18 protein-coding genes are annotated in these 16780 nt (G+C 75.0%); 7 read left to right on the forward strand and 11 right to left on the reverse strand.

Annotated elements, in window-relative coordinates; genetic code table 11:
* Nucleotides 1–109: 109 nt before the first annotated feature.
* Nucleotides 110–535 carry a hypothetical protein gene (locus AB0H75_RS02950; protein ID WP_367789281.1) on the reverse strand — a complete coding sequence of 142 codons (426 nt, stop codon included), beginning with the start codon at nt 533–535 and terminating at the stop codon, nt 110–112.
* Nucleotides 536–734: 199 nt separating this feature from the next.
* Nucleotides 735–1634 carry a M48 family metalloprotease gene (locus AB0H75_RS02955; protein ID WP_367789284.1) on the reverse strand — a complete coding sequence of 300 codons (900 nt, stop codon included), beginning with the start codon at nt 1632–1634 and terminating at the stop codon, nt 735–737.
* Between the two features lie 230 nt (nt 1635–1864).
* Between AB0H75_RS02955 and AB0H75_RS02960 the strand changes: the two genes are divergently transcribed.
* Nucleotides 1865–3172 (forward strand): MFS transporter, encoded by a 1308-nt coding sequence (locus tag AB0H75_RS02960; protein ID WP_367789287.1) that lies wholly within the window; start codon nt 1865–1867, stop codon nt 3170–3172.
* Between the two features lie 62 nt (nt 3173–3234).
* On the opposite strand, the gene AB0H75_RS02965 is transcribed toward AB0H75_RS02960, so the two are convergent.
* Entirely contained in the window at nt 3235–3930 is a 696-nt protein-coding gene (locus AB0H75_RS02965; protein WP_367789289.1) for a hypothetical protein, read from the reverse strand.
* Nucleotides 3931–4318: 388 nt separating this feature from the next.
* Here AB0H75_RS02965 and AB0H75_RS02970 point away from each other — a divergent pair, with 388 nt between their 5' ends.
* On the forward strand, nt 4319–4762 hold the full coding sequence (locus AB0H75_RS02970) for an ATP-binding protein (RefSeq protein ID WP_367789292.1): 444 nt from the start codon (nt 4319–4321) through the stop codon (nt 4760–4762).
* Here the strand turns inward: AB0H75_RS02970 and AB0H75_RS02975 are convergent, their stop codons facing one another.
* On the reverse strand, nt 4763–5113 hold the full coding sequence (locus tag AB0H75_RS02975) for an STAS domain-containing protein (protein WP_367789295.1): 351 nt from the start codon (nt 5111–5113) through the stop codon (nt 4763–4765). It lies immediately after the preceding gene.
* Between the two features lie 224 nt (nt 5114–5337).
* On the opposite strand from AB0H75_RS02975, the gene AB0H75_RS02980 reads away from it, so the two are divergent.
* From AB0H75_RS02980 to AB0H75_RS02995, 4 genes are all read left to right on the forward strand, one after another.
* Entirely contained in the window at nt 5338–5814 is a 477-nt protein-coding gene (locus tag AB0H75_RS02980; protein ID WP_367789298.1) for a DoxX family protein, read from the forward strand.
* Nucleotides 5815–5869: 55 nt separating this feature from the next.
* The gene (locus AB0H75_RS02985; RefSeq protein ID WP_367789301.1) at nt 5870–6490 is read left to right on the forward strand and encodes a GNAT family N-acetyltransferase; all 621 of its coding nucleotides are present in this window, start codon (nt 5870–5872) and stop codon (nt 6488–6490) included.
* 87 nt (nt 6491–6577) lie between these two features.
* Nucleotides 6578–6901: an RNA polymerase sigma factor gene (locus AB0H75_RS02990; protein ID WP_367789305.1), complete on the forward strand. Its 324-nt coding sequence runs from the start codon at nt 6578–6580 to the stop codon at nt 6899–6901.
* Nucleotides 6898–7644, forward strand: coding sequence for a hypothetical protein (locus AB0H75_RS02995; RefSeq protein WP_367789308.1), 747 nt, complete (start codon nt 6898–6900; stop codon nt 7642–7644). The genes AB0H75_RS02990 and AB0H75_RS02995 overlap by 4 nt, the downstream gene beginning before the upstream one ends.
* Before the next feature lie 170 nt (nt 7645–7814).
* On the opposite strand, the gene AB0H75_RS03000 is transcribed toward AB0H75_RS02995, so the two are convergent.
* From AB0H75_RS03000 to AB0H75_RS03020, 5 genes are all read right to left on the reverse strand, one after another.
* Nucleotides 7815–9407 carry a Coagulation factor 5/8 type domain-containing protein gene (locus AB0H75_RS03000; protein ID WP_367789311.1) on the reverse strand — a complete coding sequence of 531 codons (1593 nt, stop codon included), beginning with the start codon at nt 9405–9407 and terminating at the stop codon, nt 7815–7817.
* Nucleotides 9408–9508: 101 nt separating this feature from the next.
* Nucleotides 9509–10198 (reverse strand): response regulator, encoded by a 690-nt coding sequence (locus AB0H75_RS03005; RefSeq protein WP_367789314.1) that lies wholly within the window; start codon nt 10196–10198, stop codon nt 9509–9511.
* On the reverse strand, nt 10195–11346 hold the full coding sequence (locus AB0H75_RS03010) for a sensor histidine kinase (RefSeq protein WP_367789317.1): 1152 nt from the start codon (nt 11344–11346) through the stop codon (nt 10195–10197). The genes AB0H75_RS03005 and AB0H75_RS03010 overlap by 4 nt, the downstream gene beginning before the upstream one ends.
* A gap of 40 nt (nt 11347–11386) precedes the next feature.
* Nucleotides 11387–11779 carry a hypothetical protein gene (locus tag AB0H75_RS03015; RefSeq protein ID WP_367789319.1) on the reverse strand — a complete coding sequence of 131 codons (393 nt, stop codon included), beginning with the start codon at nt 11777–11779 and terminating at the stop codon, nt 11387–11389.
* A gap of 116 nt (nt 11780–11895) precedes the next feature.
* Nucleotides 11896–12789 (reverse strand): alpha/beta fold hydrolase, encoded by an 894-nt coding sequence (locus AB0H75_RS03020; protein WP_367789321.1) that lies wholly within the window; start codon nt 12787–12789, stop codon nt 11896–11898.
* 53 nt (nt 12790–12842) lie between these two features.
* On the opposite strand from AB0H75_RS03020, the gene AB0H75_RS03025 reads away from it, so the two are divergent.
* Nucleotides 12843–13304, forward strand: coding sequence for a MarR family winged helix-turn-helix transcriptional regulator (locus AB0H75_RS03025; RefSeq protein WP_367789323.1), 462 nt, complete (start codon nt 12843–12845; stop codon nt 13302–13304).
* Here the strand turns inward: AB0H75_RS03025 and AB0H75_RS03030 are convergent.
* Nucleotides 13289–15034, reverse strand: coding sequence for an ABC transporter ATP-binding protein (locus tag AB0H75_RS03030; RefSeq protein ID WP_367789326.1), 1746 nt, complete (start codon nt 15032–15034; stop codon nt 13289–13291). The two genes, AB0H75_RS03025 and AB0H75_RS03030, sit on opposite strands and share 16 nt — an antisense overlap.
* Nucleotides 15031–16689 carry an ABC transporter ATP-binding protein gene (locus AB0H75_RS03035; RefSeq protein WP_367789329.1) on the reverse strand — a complete coding sequence of 553 codons (1659 nt, stop codon included), beginning with the start codon at nt 16687–16689 and terminating at the stop codon, nt 15031–15033. Before AB0H75_RS03035 ends, AB0H75_RS03030 begins: the two co-directional genes overlap by 4 nt.
* Nucleotides 16690–16780 lie beyond the last annotated feature (91 nt).

Here is a 16780-nt window from a genome sequence, read left to right on the forward strand (position 1 = left end):
ATCACATACCGGAACGCCAGGGGGGCGGCTTGGCCGGGACTTGGGGCGCCGCGCACGGAATCCATTCCTCATCCATCCCTCGCCAGGGGTGTACGCGGACCCGCGCCGGTCACTCCCCGTCCGCCCGCCCGGGGTCCGGCTCGGCACGCAGGTCGTTCTCGCGCGCCTCCCGGCGCTCCTGCGCCGCCCGCTCCCGGTGGCGGGACTCGTCCCCCACCCCGGCGGCGGCCACCCGCTCGTGCATGGCGGCGTTCTCCCGGTGCGCGCGGGCGGCATGGCGATAGCCGTCGCGGGCCTCGCCCTCCGCCCGTGCCGCCTCCTGCTCGGCCTGCTGGACCTGCTCGCCGGCCTGCCGCGCCTGCTCCGGGGTGGAGCCGTGCGTCGGGCCCTCGGGCGACTGCTTCCGCGACTGCTCCAGCTCGGTGATCCGCTGCCGGACCTGCTCGGCCCGCTCGTCGGCACGGCGCGCCCGCTCCCGCGCCCGCTGGGCGCGTTCCCGCGCTTCCTCGTTGCGTTCAGGCAGATGCTCGACCATGAGGGAGGCTCTACCCGGTTTTCCCGCCGTCAGCGAAGGAAGCCCCCGGGTGCTCACCGCCCGCCGGTGAGCACCCGGGGAACCGGCGCGGCGGCTCGTGACAGCCTCCGCACCCTCCCGGAGAGACGACCGTGACCTCACATCACGCTCACGCCCGGGACTGCCCGTGATCCACGCCCCTAAACGGATCATTCACCGCTCACGCGGGCGGCGCTCCCCGGGTGAGGCGGTCGACGCGCCGGGCGACCGCCGGATGGGTGGACCACCAGGCGAAGCGGGCCCGCCTGGTGGGCACCAGGGCAGTCGCGGGGACGCGGGCGGCGCGCAGGTCGGTGGCGGGGATCGCGTCACGGGCGCCGATCTTGAGCAGGGTGGCGGCCAGCAGCGCGGGCTGCCCGGTCCGTACGGCCGCGTCGTGGTCGGCGGCCAGCTCCCGGTGGCGGCCCAGCGCCCGCAGCGGGAGCTGGGCCAGCAGCGCGACCAGCCCGAGCCCGGCGATCAGCGGGTAGAGCACCGGCAGCACGAGGGCGAGCGGCAGGTCCCTGAGCTGGTGGAGGAGCGGGGCCGGCCGGGAGTTGCGCCGGACGAAGCCGTGGGCCACCCGCGCGCCCCAGGACAGGGCGACGGCGGGCGAGCCGGCCAGGGTCATGACCGCCACGTCGCGGTGGCGGATGTGCGCGATCTCGTGCGCCAGGGCCACGCCCAGCTCGTCCGGCTCCAGCGCCTCCAGCAGGCCGCGGGTCACCACGACGGTGGTGTGCCGCTTGGAGCGGCCGAGGGTGAAGGCGTTGGGCACCGGGTCGGGGGTGACGGCCACCCGCGGCTTGGGCAGGCCGTCCAGCGCGCACAGCCGGTCCAGCACGGCGTGCAGCCCCGGCTCCTGGTCAGGGGTGACGATCCGGGCCCGGGTCGTCGCGCGGGCCAGCCACTCGGCCGTCCACCACTGCGCCGCCGCCGCCGGCACCACGCCCGCCGCCACGACCGGCCAGGGGACGCCGGCCAGCGACAGCGCTCCGGCCGCGACGGCGTACACCAGCACCAGCATCGCCGCGGCCGCGACCATCCGGGGGACGAGGCCGTGTGCCGCCTGTCGCGTCATGGACTTCTCCCGCCGCCTGCCGAAGGGCTCCGGCTCCCAGTAGACCTCGCGCGGCCGGGCCGATCAAGGAAGGGCCGCCGGACGCCCGGCGGACGCCCGCCGGCGTACGGAAGGAGGCGGCCCGCGGAGGGCTGGTCAACGGCCGGTTACGGGAGTAAAAGCATTCTGTATACACGATCTCCCCGCGAGATCCGTGGACAGAGACCGGGCCGCACTTCCCGGAGGCACACGTGACCGAGCTGACGACATCCGAGCACAGGGCACAGGTCCGTAAGGCGGCCACCGCCAGCGTGGTGGGCACCGCCATCGAGTGGTACGACTTCTTCCTCTACAACACCGCCGCCGCGGTCGTCTTCGCCGAGGTCTTCTTCCCCGAGTCCACCCCGTACGCCGGCACCCTGGCGGCCTTCGCCACGAACTTCGTCGGCTTCGCCGCCCGCCCGGTCGGCGCGGCGATCTTCGGCCACTGGGGCGACCGGATCGGCCGCAAGGCCACGCTCATCGTCACCCTGCTGCTCATGGGCGTGGCCAGCGCGCTCATCGGCGTGCTGCCGGGCACCGCCTCGATCGGCGTGGCCGCGCCGGTCATCCTCGTCCTGCTGCGCATCGTGCAGGGCATCGCGGTCGGCGGCGAGTGGAGCGGCTCGGTGCTGCTGTCCATGGAGTGGGGCGACCAGCGCAGGCGCGGCCTGATGGCGAGCTGGCCGCAGGTCGGCGTGCCCATCGGCCTCATCCTCGGCACCGGCGCGATGTCGCTGCTGGCCGCCACCGCGGGGGACGCCTTCAAGGACTGGGGCTGGCGGGTGCCGTTCCTGGCCAGCCTGCTGCTGGTGGCCGTCGGGCTGTGGGTGCGGCTGAAGGTGCTGGAGACGCCGCTGTTCGCGCGGGTGCTGGAGCGGGGCGACGTCGTGCGGCTGCCGGTGCTGGAGGTGCTCCGGCGGCATCCGAAGGAGGTCGTGCTCAGCGCGCTGCTGCGGGTCTCCGAGCAGATGCCGTTCTACCTGTTCACGACCTTCGCCATCACGTACGTGACCCAGCAGCTCCACCTGTCGCGGACGATCGCGCTGACCGCGGTCACCTGCGCGGCGGCCGTGGAGCTGGCGGCGATCCCGTTCTTCGGGCACCTCAGCGACCGGATCGGCCGCCGCCTGGTGTACGCGGTCGGGGCGGCGCTGCTGGCGGTGGTGGCGTTCCCGTACTTCCTGCTGCTCAACACCGGGATCGTGGCCGTCGTCTTCGCCACGATCATCATCACCCAGATCCAGCACTCGATGGAGTACGGCCCGCAGGCCTCGCTCATCGCCGAGAGCTTCCCCACGCCGCTGCGTTACGGCGGCGCGGGGCTGGGCTACCAGCTCGCCTCCGTCGTGGCGGGCGGGCCGGCACCGCTGATCGCGACCTGGCTGCTGCACGACTACGGCTGGCAGGCCATCGCCGTCTTCATGATCGTCGGGGCGGTGGTCGGGCTCGCGGCGACGCTGGCGCTGCCCGACCGCTCCAAGATCGACATCACGCAGCACGGCGCCTACGGGAAGTGATCGCGCCGCCGGCGAGGAGATCGCGCGGTACGCCGGCCGCGCGGTTTCCTCCGCCCGGCGGGTCAGCTCGTGACGGTCGTGTCGCGCAGCAGGAAGTAGCTGAAGGTGTCGGCCTGCAGGTAGAGGTGGAACTTCGGGGCCTTCGCCCGGGCCGTGCGGTCGGCGGTGACGATCGTGACGATCACGTACTTCTTGATGGCGTTCGTCCGGACCTTTCCGTACGCGTAGGTGGCCCGCACCTTGTCCTGGCGGATGTTCAGCGCGCCCGTGGTGAGCTTCGCCAGGCGCTTGGCGGCGTCCTCGGCCCTCTTGCCCGTCGGGAACGCCATCACGACCTGCACCGCCTTCAGGTGCCCCCGGTAGGCCGAGTAGGCGATCTGCACGGCCCGCTCGCAGCGGTGCTCGGCCAGCACGCCCCGCGCGTCCACCGGGTCGCACGTGTCGTAGGTCCAGCCGCCCGCCTTGTTCGCCTCGAACCTGACGGTGCCCGCCTTGAACCTCCAGTCGCCGAACTCGCTGTTGGAGATCGGCGATCCCGGCGCCGCGTGCGTGGTGCCGCCGTCGGCGGGGGCGCCGGTGGGGGTGGCGGAGGGCGGGGCGGGCTCGCTCGGCCCGGCCGAGTCCCAGGGCGCCGGCGGGGTGTCGCGCGGCTGGACGGCCGGCGGCCGGGCGGTCGCGGCGGCGCGGAGGTGGGAGATCACGCCGTACCCGCCGCCGAGCAGCAGGAGCACGCCCAGGCCGGCCGACAGGACGATCACCGGCGAGGGGCCGCGCCTGGGCGGCGGGCCGACGGGGTCGTACGGGCCGTAGGGGCCCTGTGGCGGACCGTACCGGGGGAGATGCGTGGGCGGAGGGTCGTAGGGCCCTCGCCCGTCGGGGAAGCCGGGTAAGCCGGGTAAGCCGGGCGGGCCCCCTTGGCGGGGCTGCGGATACGGCGGGTGTTGTGATGGGTACGTCATCGCCCCATTGTGCGAGCGCCCTGCGCCCCCGCCCCCGCCACAACGCCAGACGGCATCGGACTGAACGCCCCCGCCGCGCCCGTGCGTACCAGACACGGCCCGGACGATCGAGGCGTTCCAGGCATGGCCGCCCCGACTGCGGGAAGATGCCCGCCGGGCCCGAGACGCGGAGGATGGGGGACGGGGCATGATCGAGCAGACATTGCGCTGCCCTGTCACGGCCGACCTGGGCGCGCTGCGCGACCGGGTGGAGGGCTTCGCCCTGGCCGCCGGCTTCACCGGCGCGCGGCTGCGCGACGTGGTGCTGGTGGTCAACGAGGCGGCCGACAACCTGCTGGAGCACGGCAGCGGATCGGGCACCCTGCTCGCCCGCGCCGCCGGCGACGACCTCTGGATCGAGATGCTCGACCCCGGCGGCACGCTGACCGCCGATCACTTCCGCCGGTCCACCGCGGTGCCGCCGCCGCTCGCCCGGCACGGCTACGGGCTGTGGGTCATCGCTCGGCTGTGCGACGAGGTCGTCATCGACCACCCCGGCGGCGGCAGCCGGCTCCGCCTGCGGCTCAACCGCCGGCAGCCCTCCATGAACGGCAGCCCGGCCGCCAGGGGCGACGAGCGGCCCGGCGGCTGATCACGCCCGCGCGGGCCAGCGGGCGGCCTGGGCGAGGCTCGCGTACGGCGGGAACAGGTCGACGAGCTGCGTCACGACCAGAAGCTGGGCCAGGGTGCCCCGGACGCCGATCAGCCGCAGCCCGCCGCCGCGCGCCTCGGCGCGGCGCTGGCTGTCGATCAGCGCGCACAACCCCTGCGAGTCGCAGAAGGTGAGCGCGGCGGTGTCCACCACGATCCGCGGGACGGGCCCGCGCAGCAGCGGGTCGAGGAACCGGTGGAGGTCGGACCGGGTCTGCCGGTCCAGCTCCCCGATCAGGGTCACCAGGTGGAACCCGGGGTGGTGCTTGACGGTGATCTTCAAGTGGGTCATACCTGCTGGGTTCGTTCCGGCGGACACATGTCCCTCCCCTACCCAACGACGGTGGCGGTAAGGGCGTCCCCTAGGGCGGACCCCTTAGGCCCGGGGCGGTACGCCGCGCGCCGCCCGTACCCGGGGCGGTGTAGCGCGGATGCCTCCCTCAGCCGGATGCCGGACGGCGCCGGATTCCGGAGTCTTGGATCACGACGAACCGATCCTCGGCAAGGGAGCACGACATGATCGCCACCGCCATCGAGACCGTGTCCGCCAAGCTGGCCGGCTGGCTGGCCCGGCACAGCATCGACATCCTGCGGGTCAGCCTCGGGCTGGTCTTCGTGGCCTTCGGGACGCTCAAGTTCTTCCCCGGGGTGAGCCCGGCCGAGGCGTTGTCGGTGGCCACGCTGGAGAAGCTGTCCATGGGGACGTTGTCGGGGTACGCGGCCCAGGCCGCGATCGCCGCGATGGAGGTCTTCATCGGCCTCACGCTGGTGACCGGCAGGCTGCTCAAGACCGGCCTGGTCGTGATGGCCGGCGCGCTGGCCGGGTTCTTCGCCCCGTACGTGCTCTTCTTCACCAGCCTGTTCCCCGGCGCGCCCACGCTGGAGGCGCAGTACATCTTCAAGGACATCGTCCTCGCCGCCGCGGCGATGGTGATCGGCGCCCGCGCGCTGGGCGCCCGCCTGGTCCCCGTCCGCGAACGCGCCAGGGTCTGAGGCTGGTGCCGGGAAGGCTTGTTGGGAGCGCTCCCAGGCTGCCAGTCTGAGCGCCATGACCGTGACCATCAGGCCATACCGGCACGCGACGGACAAAGAAGCCCTCTACGACATCTGCGTCCGCACCGCCGATGCCGGCGAGGACTCCCGGCACCTGTACCCCGACCTCGACCTGATGCCCAGCATCTTCGCCGCGCCGTACGTCCACCTCGAACCCGACCTGGCCTTCGTCGCCGGCGACGGCGGGCAGGCGGTCGGCTACATCGTCGGCTGCGCCGACACGCAGGCCTTCGTCCGGGCCTACCGCGAGGAATGGCTGCCCAGGCTCGCCGACCGCTACCCGGCTCCGGAGCGCCCGCCGGCCACGCCCTCCGAGGAGATGGTCGCCCTCATGCACGACCCGGAGCGGATGATCCTCCCCGAGCTGGCCGGCTACCCCGCCCACCTGCACATCGACCTGCTGCCCGGCTACCAGCGCGCCGGGCACGGCCGTGCCCTGATGGCCGCGCTCCTCCGGGCGCTGGAGGCCAAGGGCGTGCCCGCGATCCACCTGAGCATGCTCACCGCCAACACCCGCGCCCGCGCCTTCTACGACCGGGTGGGCTTCCACGAGATCCCCGTGCCCGACCCGGGCCCGGTCACCTACCTCGGCCGCTCCACGGCGGGCCCGGTCTGACCTCGCGCGCGGATCGGGGCCTCTGCAACACCCCGTCGGGCGCCGGACATGTACCAAAGTGTCCGGCACCCGGCGCAAGGAGACCTCGTGACACCTCAAGATCGCTTCGAGGCGATCTATGACGCGTACTACCCAGCCATCCATCAGTACGCCGCTCGCCGTACCGGCTCGGCCGACGACACCGCCGACGTCATCTCCGAGACGTTCCTGACCGCCTTCGACGCCCTGCCCGAGCGCGACCGCGAGGTGCTGGCGCTGGCCTGCTGGGAGGGGCTGACCAGCGAGCAGATCGCCAAGGTCGTGGAATGCACGGCGATCGCCGCCAGGACCCGGCTGCACCGGGCACGCAAACGGCTGGCGGCCAGGCTGGAGCGTCCGGAGCTCTCGACGATCTCGGTGGGGGAAGCATGAGCGACATCGACAACCTGGTGAAGGCCATCGATCCTGCCCCGCACGCGCCGGAGCAGGGGCCCGGCGCGCGCGAGCTGCGCGCCATGATCGTGGACACGCCGGTTCCGCGCGGGCGCCGGGCGTTCCGGCTGCCGGGCGGGCGGCTCCCCGGGTCGCGGCGCGTCCGCCGGCCCGTCCGCCGGCCCGTCCTGGCCGGGCTGGTCGCCGCCGCGGCCGTGGCCGTCGCGATCGGCGTCGGCCTGCCCGCCGCCGGCCCGGCCACCCAGTACGCCAACGCGGCGGTCTCCATCAACCGGTCCGACGGCTACTTCTCCGTCACCGTCACCGACCCGACGGCCGACCGCCGGCGCTTCGAGGAGGCGTTCGCCGCCGTGGGGCTGAACGTCATGGTGAAGGTCATCCCGGTGCCGCCGGACGAGGTCGGCGAGCTGGTCGGCCCGATCGTGCCCGAGGGCTTCAAGTGGCACGGCAGCATCGGCACGCAGGCGGTGGAGCCGTGCGCCTCGGCCTTCTGCGGCAAGGTCTGGATGCCCGCGGACTTCCCCGGCCGCGTCGTCCTCGGCATCGGCCGCCCCGCCAGGCCGGGCGAGCCCTACGCCGACGACTGGATCGTCAACGAGACCCGCGACCACAGCTCCGACACCGTGGACCTGTACGTCGTCCCCGGCCCCGGCCCCGGCGCCGGCCCCGCCCCCGACCCGCGCACGGTCGCCGAACCCCAGTGGTACGACCTCCCCGGCTGAGCAGCCGTTCGGAACCGCCGCCCGCCCCGGGGACCTGCCCGCGCTCATCGGCTCGGCCGCCGCGCCGTTCCGCGAGGACGGCGGGCGGCGGAACCCCCACATGGACGTGGAACGGCCGGAACGCGCCGGTGGCCGGCCACCTCACCGGGCAGGTGCGCGGCCCCGCCAGCTCACGCTGGTGGCGCCGATCCGGCGGCGGCCTCCCACGTCCGCAGGTACGCCTCCGCGCCCCCGGCCAGATCGCGGATGAGATCCGGGCCGGCGAGCAGGCGCATGTCCTCGATCCAGTCGGGGACCAGGCCGTAGTTGGCCACCCCGTCCACGTTGACGTCCCACACGCGCTGGCCGGTGCTCAGCCGGTCCAGCCGCACGCTGCCGTCGTAGGAGGTGAACGGGTAGGTCACCGGGTTGGCGGCGTTGCCGGCGCGCGGGGCGGGCAGGCGGCCCATGCCGTTGACGTCCAGGCCGTAGCCGTACCCGGACACCTGGTACTGCTGCCGCAGCGGCACCGTGCGCCGCCACTCGGCCACGAAGTCCGCGGCGTCGTGGCCGTACTGGGTGATCATGCCGCCGAGGGCGTAGACGCGGGCGAAGAAGCCCGGGTCGGCCCAGCTGTGGGAGGAGATCACGCCGGGGTAGCGGGCCGCCTCCAGCAGGTCGAGCGTGCGGTCGGCGGCCTTGACGCTCATGTGGTCGATCTCCACCAGCATGCCGCGCCGGATCATGCCCTGCACCATGTACTCGCCGAGCGCGGTCAGGCCGCGGGTGTTGCAGTGCGGCGCCGGCGGGTACAGCGGCAGCGAGACGCCCGGCGGCAACAACCGGGCGATCTGGTCGGGGAGCACGCCGGCCGGTTCGATGGTGTTGTCGTGCTCGGGGCCGGTGCAGGTGCGGGCCTGCCAGAAGGAGCCGGTGGCGAGCAGGTTGCCGACGTTCACGATCGCGCCCTGGGTGCCGGAGTCGAAGCGCACGCCGCACAGCGCGTTGTCGTACTTGTGGCAGACGAACATGCTGCGCACGCCGAGCGCGTACATCTCGTCCAGGCCCTGGTCGATCTGGGCCCGCGTGCACTGGGGGACGCCGAGGATCTGGCGGCAGCCGAACGGCTCGGAGGTCTCGACGCCCAGCACGACGGCCAGCTTGCCGGCCTGGACCACCTGCCTGGCCTGGGCCGGGCTGGTCACGAGGCGGAACCAGCCCTGCCCGGGGCCGCCGGACTCGGCGTCGATGTGGTCCTGAAGCTCGCGGGCCCGCTGGGCCTGGAGCCTGATGGAGCCCATCTCGTCGCAGGAGTACTTCTTCAGCGGGTAGATCGCGCAGAGCTGCCGGTTGGCCACCAGGTCGTTGACCAGCACGCGCAGACCGCCGCGCCAGGCGCGTTCCACCCAGGTGTAGTACGCCTGCTGGTGGGTCAGCGAGTCGTGGGCGGGCCAGTCGCGGAAGGTGGGCCAGCCGACCGGGTCGTGGGTGCCGACGGGGGAGCCGGTCCTGGTGAAGTTCTCGTACCAGGCCAGCTCGCCGTTCGGGTAGTGGTCGACGCAGTCGGTCAGGGCGCGCGCGATGCCGCCCGGGTCGTACGGCTTGCCGCACATGAGCAGGCCGCCGAACGCCTCGTAGGAGAACAGATGGCTGTGGCCGTCGATGAAGCCGCTCACGGGGGCGGCGCCGGCGGCACTGGCGGGAGCGGGGGTCGCCGGCGCGACCAGCGCGCCGGCCAGGAGGAGGACGGCGGCGGCCGCCCTGTGGGTGAGTCGGTGGAGCACGGGACCACCTCCCAGGCTTCGGTACCGGGGTTGCCGCCAGCATCCACCGCGATCAGGCCCTCGGCAAGACCGAACATGAGCCAATCTCACCTAATCGGCTCTCACCCGGCCGGCGCGGGCTCCTCCTCCCCGCCGGGCCGTACCAGGCCGCTCTCGTAGGCCAGGATGACGAGCTGGACCCGGTCGCGGACGTCCAGCTTCGCGATGGCCCTGGTGATGTGGGTCTTGGCCGTGGCCGGGCTGATGACCAGGCGCTCGGCGATCTCGTGGTTGGACAGGCCGAGCGCCACGAGCCGGACCGTCTCCAGCTCCCGCGCGGTGAGCCCGGCCAGCCGCCGCCCCGCCACGGGCGCGAGGCCCCGCCGGCGGGCGAACTGCTCGATGACGCGGCGCGTCACGCCCGGCGACAGGAGCGCGTCCCCGGCGGCGACCGCGGCGACCGCCCGGCGCAGGTCGGCGGGCTCGACCTCCTTGGTGAGGAAGCCGCTGGCGCCGGCGCGCAGGGCGGCGAAGACGTGCTCGTCGGTGTCGAACGTGGTGAGGATGATCACCCGGCAGCCCGGCACGCCCCGGTCGCCGGCGATGCGGCGGGTGGCGGCGATCCCGTCGGTGCCGGGCATGCGGATGTCCATGAGGACCACGTCGGGGCGGGTGCTCGCGGCCAGCCGTACGGCCTCCTCGCCGTCCTGGGCCTCACCGACGACCGTGATGTCCCGGGAACGGGCCAGCAGGCTGCGGAAACCGGCCCGGACGAGAGCCTGGTCGTCGGCGAGGAGCACCCTGATCGTCATGCCGGCGAGCCTGCCACAGGGATCTCGGCCCGCACGGCGAAACCGCCGGGGACCGGCCCGGCGGCGAGCGTGCCCCCGAGCGCGCCCACCCGCTCGCGCATGCCGGCCAGGCCGTGCCCCTCGCTCACCGCGCCGCCGCCGGGGACGCCGCGGCCGTCGTCGGTCACCTCCACCGTGACCGAGCGCGGCCCGTAGCCGAGCCGCACCTCGGCCCTGGCCGCCCCCGCGTGCTTGAGCGTGTTGGCCAGGGACTCCTGGACGACCCGGTAGGCGGCGACGGCGGGCGCGGCGGGCACCCCGGCAGGATCGCCGCGCTCGCTGAGGACCACCTCCAGCCCGGCGGCGCGGGCGTCGGCGACGAGCGTGCCCAGCGCCGCCAGGTCCGGCTGGGGCGCGGTGCCGCCGTCGCCGTCGCGCAGCACCGCCATGAGGGCGCGTAGGTCGGCCATCGCCCGGTTCCTGACGTCCTTGGCCAGGCGCAGCGCTTCGGCGGCGGCGTCCGGGTCCTCCTGGAGGGTGTCGGCGGCGACGTTGAGCTGCACGCCGACGACGGCCAGCGTGTGGGCGACGATGTCGTGGACCTCGTGCGAGACGCGCAGCCGCTCCTCGGCGGCGCGGGCGCGGGCGTCGCTGTCGCGCAGCCGCTCGCGCCCGCGCGCCACGGCGGCGTAGGCGAGGCCCGCGCCGATGAGGGCCGCCAGGAGCAGCCCTTCGCCCACGACGTGGATGAAGTAGCGGGCCGGGTTGAGCTCCAGGACCCGGCGGAAGTCGAGCGCGGAGTAGACGAGCTGGAGCAGGCCGATGACGGCCGCCCAGCGCGCGCGGGAGGCGGCGGCGACGGTGAAGTAGGCGACAGCCAGCGGCCAGATCCAGCCGGCGGGCGAGAAGTGCCCGGTGAGGCGGTAGGCCAGGAGGCCGCCGACCGACAGCAGCAGCACCGCCGTCGGCCGGCGCCGCCGCACCAGCAGGAGCGCCCCCAGGTACAGGGCGAGCGGGATCACGCCGTCCCAGGGGCTGTGGACCCCCGTGGCCAGGGCGACCGCGACGAAGACGACCACGGTGACGGCGGCGAGCGCGAGGTCGGTCAGCCAGGCGAGGCCCCGGACGGCGACGGGCTCGCGCCGTCGCGGCGGCGGCGTGGCGGCCATGCGGATCCCTTCCCAGGTGTCGGCGGACGGAGGCCCGGCGTCAGACGTGGGTGACCAGGAGCGTCACGCCCGCCTCGCCGCCGCAGTCCACGAAGACGGGGCCGACGCCGTTGCCGATGGTGGGGGAGAGGGTCGCCTTCGCCACGAAGCCCTTCGGATCGTCCTTGACGACGCGGATGTCCCGCAACACCGGGTGCTCCCTGTCGATCCCGGCCAGCACGGCCCTGAGGCCCTTGCCGCCGCCGCAGTGACCGGTGATCGTCACCCGCTGGCCGCGCTCGGTCGTGGGGTTCGGGCTGACCACGACCACCGCCCTGGCGCCCTTCGGCGGCCTCGGCGGCTTCGGCGTGGCGGCCTGGGCGCTTCCCCCGGGGATCAGCAGGGCGGCGGCCAGGCCCGTCCCGGCGATCGCGGCGATCAGTCCTCTGCTCATGGCGGTTCCTCCGGCTCCGGTGCGGTCGGTGTGACGGGGGAAACGCTAGGCCGGGGCGGGGCGGGCGCGCGTCGGCCGCCGATCGTCACTTCGCGGTGCACCGTTCGCGGTACGCGCTACACCGACGGGTGCAGGCGGAGGGAGCCGGCGAAGCCGGAGATCAGGCTCCAGACGCGGGCCGGCGCCTCCTCCGGGGCGAAGTGCCCCGCGCCCGGCACCAGGGCGGTCTCCAGGTTGCCGACCCCCGCCTCGCGGAAGCCGCGCGCGTAGGCGGCCAGGTCGCCGTGCTCGCCCTCGCCGCGCAGGTAGAGCACCGGCGTGCCGGCCGGGCCGGCCTCGGCGGCGGCCGCGTTGTCGCGCGCGTCCCGGCCGAAGGCCCGGTAGAGGTCGAACCCGGCGGTGAGCGCGGCCCGGCCGGCGTAGGCCGCGGCGTGGGCGGCCCGCAGCTCGGGGGTGATCCTGGCGGCGTCCACGGACAGCGCGTCGTAGAAGTAGGCGAAGTACTCCGGCTGGCGCCCCTCGACCAGGGTCTCCGGCAGTGCCGGCACGGCGTGCAGGCCGAAGTGCCAGATGGAGGGGTTGGCCAGCACCTCGTCCCAGGGGGCGACGCCGGGGATCACCGTGTTCATGATGACCACCCCGGCGACCCCGGCGGCGTCGGCGCCGGCGTGGTGGCGCAGGTAGGCGTAGGCGATCATGCCGCCGGCGTCGTGGCCGACCAGCGTGGCTCCGGTGAGGCCGAGGTGGCGTACCAGCTCGTGCACCACCTCCGCCAGGCGGCGCTTGGCGCCGCCGGTCGCGGGCCCGGTGGACCCGCCGATGCCGGGCAGGTCGATGGCGATCAGGCGGGCATCGGGGTCCGCCGCCCGCATCACGCCTTCCCAGCCGCGCCACGACTCCGGCCAGCCGTGCAGGAGCAGGTAGGGCCTGCCGTCCGGGGCGCCCGTCTCGACGACGTGGAGCGACTGGCCGCCGATCGGCAGGTGGCGGTGACGCGGTTCAAAAGACATGTCGCATGTCTATCAAAGGACATGTTTCATGTCTATCGGGTAGTCTGGGGGGCATGGATGAGGCGGACCGGCCGGCCTTCGAGCGCGGGGCCGGGTTCCTGCTGGCCCGGCTGGGGTCGCTGGCCGCGCGGTCGTGGGCCGCGTTCCTGCACGAGCACGGCCTCACGCAGGCCCAATACCTGGTCCTGACGACCGTCAGGGAGAGCGGCCCGCTCGGGCAGCGCCGCCTGGCCGAGCTCATCGCCGTGGACGCCCGCAACCTCGTGACCGTCCTCGACTCCCTGGCCGCCCGGGGGCTCGTCCGGCGCCGGGCCCACGAGGGCGACCGCCGGCGGCGCATCGTCACGCTCACCGACGCCGGGACCGCCCTCCTGGACGCCGTCGCCGCCGCCGCGGCCGTCGAGCAGGACCGTTTCCTGCGCGCGCTGACCCGGCGCGACCGCACCCATCTCAACCGCCTGCTGCGCGCCCTCTACGACGCGCACACCCCGGCGGGGGATCAGGCGTCCGGCTGAGTGCCGGGGCGGTGGCGGGACCAGGCCGTCCAGTGGGCGGCGTAGGGGCCGCCGGCCGCGCGCAGGTCGGCGTGCGGGCCGCGCTCCACGACGCGCCCGTCCTCCAGGACGACCACGCTGTCGGCGGTGGCGGCCTGGGTGAGGCGGTGGGCGACGATCAGGGCGGCCCGGCCGTCCACGGCGCGCTCGGCGGCGCGCTCCAGCACCCGGGCGCCGGCGCTGCCCGCCTCCGCCGTCGCCTCGTCGAGGATCGCCACGGCCGGGTCGGCCAGCACCAGCCGGGCCAGCGCGAGCTGCTGCCGCTGCGCGCCGGTCAGGCGGTGCCCGCCCTCGCCGACCACGGTCGCCAGGCCGTCGGGCAGCGCCTCCACCCAGTCCAGGGCGTCCACCGGGGCCAGGGCGGCACGCAGGTCGTCGTCGGTGGCGGCGGGCCGGGCCAGGCGCAGGTCGTCGGCGAGCGGGCCGGCGAACACGTGCACCTCCTGGGTCACCAGGGCGACGCCCGGCGGCGTCTCGACGGTGCCGGCCGTGGGCTCGTGCACGCCGGCGACCAGCTTGGCCAGCGTGGTCTTGCCCGCGCCGCTCGCGCCGACCAGCGCGACGCGCTCGCCGGGGCGGATGTCGAGGTCCACGCCGTGCAGCACCGGGCGGCCCGGCTCGTAGGCGTGGGCGAGCCCGCGCACGCTCACCCCTCCGGTCACGGTCGGCCCCGGAGCCGGGGGTGCCGGGGATGCGGAGGGTGCGGGGGGTACGGTGTCGGCCACGCCGACGATGCGGGCGAGGCTCGCGGAGGCCGACTGGGCCTCGTCGAGCAGGGCCAGCGCGGTGTTGATCGGGCCGAACAGGTTGTGGAAGTACAGGGCGGCGGCCGTGGCGGTGCCGATGCCGGCCGAGCCGTCGCGCACCAGCAGCACCCCGGCGGCGAGCACGGCGGCCAGGCCGACGTACTCGGCGACGTGCAGGCGGCTGTAGAAGCGCAGCATCAGCCCGACCCCGCGCATCGTCAGCTCCACCGCCGCCCGCGAGCGCCCGGCCACCCGCTCCAGGTGCGCGGCCTCGGCGCGGAAGGCCCGTACGGTGGACGCCCCCGCGATCGTGTCCAGCAGCTGTTGCTGCTGCTCGCCGGTCGCCACCCGCTGGGCGGCGTAGATGGGCACCGCGTTGCGGACGTACCAGCGGGCGGTGTGCGCCTGCACGGGCACGGCCAGCAGCGCCGCGACCAGGAAACGCCAGTCGAGCAGCGCCAGCGCCACCAGCGTCAGGACGATCGACAGCAGCGAGCGGGCCAGCGCGGGCAGCGCCGAGCGCACGGCCTCGGCCACCCGCGCCACGTCGCCGGTCACCCGGGAGGTCAGGTCGCCGGAGCCAGCCCGCTCGGCGCGTTCGAGCGGCAGGGACAGGACCCGCTCGACGAAGCGCTCGCGCAGGTCCGCGAGGGCGCTCTCGCCCAGCCGGGCGACCAGCGTCAGCCCCCAGGCGGTCAGCGCCCCCTGGGCCAGGCCGGCGAGCACCAGCAGCGCGGCGGGCGTGACCAGCGCGGCGGCCGGCTCGCGGGCGGCCACCAGATCGACGACGCGGCCGAGCAGCGGCTGGATGAGCAGGCCCGCGGAGGTGGCCACGACCAGCAGGCCGAGGCCGGCCAGGGCGGGCCGCCGGTGCGGGCGGAGGATCCGCCACACCGCCGCGCGGGTACGGGCGGGGGACGCGGTGGGCAGCAGTTCCCGGCTCACGCCAGCACCGCCGCCTGGTAGCCGGGGTTGCGGCGCAGCAGGTCGGCGTGGGACGCCGCGTCGGTGACCCGCCCGCCGTCCAGCAGGAGCACCCGGTCGGTCACGGCGAGCAGGGCCGGGCTGGTGGTCACGAGCACGGTCGTGCGGTCGCGGCGCAGCCGCCTGATGCCCTGGGCGATGCGGGTCTCGGTGACGGCGTCCACGGCGGTGGTGGGGTCGTGCAGGACGAGGACCGGCCGGGCCGCGGCGAGGGCCCTGGCCAGGGCGACGCGCTGGCGCTGGCCGCCGGACAGCGCGCCGCCGCGCTCGCCGACCGGCGTGTCCGGCGGGATGTCCCCGGCGCAGGCGGCCGCCAGTGCCTCCGCCCGCAGGGGTTCGGCGGCCGGGGTGACGTTCGTCGCGACGGTGCCCTCGAACAGGACCGCGTCGTGCTCGGCCACCAGCACCGCCTCCCGCAGCCGCCCGGGGTCGAGGTCGCGCAGCGGGACGCCGTCGAGCTCGACCGTCCCCGACTCGGGGTCGGCCTGCCGGCCCAGGCAGCGCACCAGGGCGAGCGCCGCCGCCGGGTCGGTGGCGGCCACGCCCACCAGCTCCCCGGGCCCGACCTCCAGGTCCAGCCCGCGCAGCCGGCCGTGGGTGACCGAGCGCAGCCGCAGCGCGCCCGCCACGTCGCGCGGCGGCTCGCGCCCGCCCGGGGGCACGGCGGGCGGCGCGGACAGCAGCGCCGCGACCCGCGCGGCCGAGGCCCGGCCCTGCGCCAGCTCGGCGTTGACCCAGGCGAACAGTTGCAGCGGCCCCTGCAGGAAGAGGGCGAGCCCGACCGCGGAGACGAGCTGCCCGAGGGTGATGGCGCCACCGGCGGCGAAGGCGCCGCCGGCCAGCGCGATCACCGCGATGAAGGCGCCGGTCAGGGCCAGGACGACGCCGTTCTGCAGGGCCTCGGCGCGGGCGGCGCGCAGGGTGGCGGACAGGGAGTCGCGGCTGGTGCGCCGGTAACGCTCGACGGCGGCCCGCTCGGCGCCGATGCCCTTGAGCACCCGCAACCCGGCCACCAGGTCGGCGGCCATGCCGGAGGCGTGCGCGGCGTGCTCCTGCTCGACGGCGCTGCGGCGTTCCAGCGGCTTGCTGAGCAGGTGCCCCAGCCACAGCAGGGCCGGCGTCCCGGCGAGCACGATCAGCCCCAGCTCCACCGAGGTACGCAGCAGCAGCACGCCGGCGACGACCAGGCCGGTCAGGGCGGCGACGCCGGCCAGCACCGCCATCACCACCGCGCCGACGCGCCGCACGTCCTCGGTGGCGATGCCGGTCAGCTCGCCGGGCAGGCGGCCCTCGTCCGCGCCGCCGCCGGGGTGCAGGACCCTGGCGACGACGGCGGTGCGCAGGTCGTGCGCGGCCTCCTCGGCGGCGCGCTCGCCGGCGCGGGCGCCGAAGCGGTAGCTGAACGACAGGCCGGTGTAGACGGCGGCGAGCACGCCCAGCCACAGCAGCAGCCGCCCCCAGTCCCCGCCGGCGACGGCCTGGTCGATGGCCAGGCCGATGAGCACGGGCACCAGGGCCTCGCCCGCCTGGTGGCCGGCGCCGAGCAGCGAGCCGGCGGCCAGCCGGCGCCACTGGCTCCTGACCGTACGCAGCAGTACGTCCCGCCCGGTGTGCAAGCCGTGCTCCTCAAAGAAAAAATCAGCGGTTGTTAGGCCAGGCAAACCTAACATTTCCTACCCGGTGGCTGAAGAGCGCCCCTTGACGCCC

The organism is Nonomuraea sp. NPDC050783 (assembly GCF_040802095.1).
In the GTDB taxonomy this organism is placed as follows: Bacteria; Actinomycetota; Actinomycetes; order Streptosporangiales; family Streptosporangiaceae; genus Nonomuraea.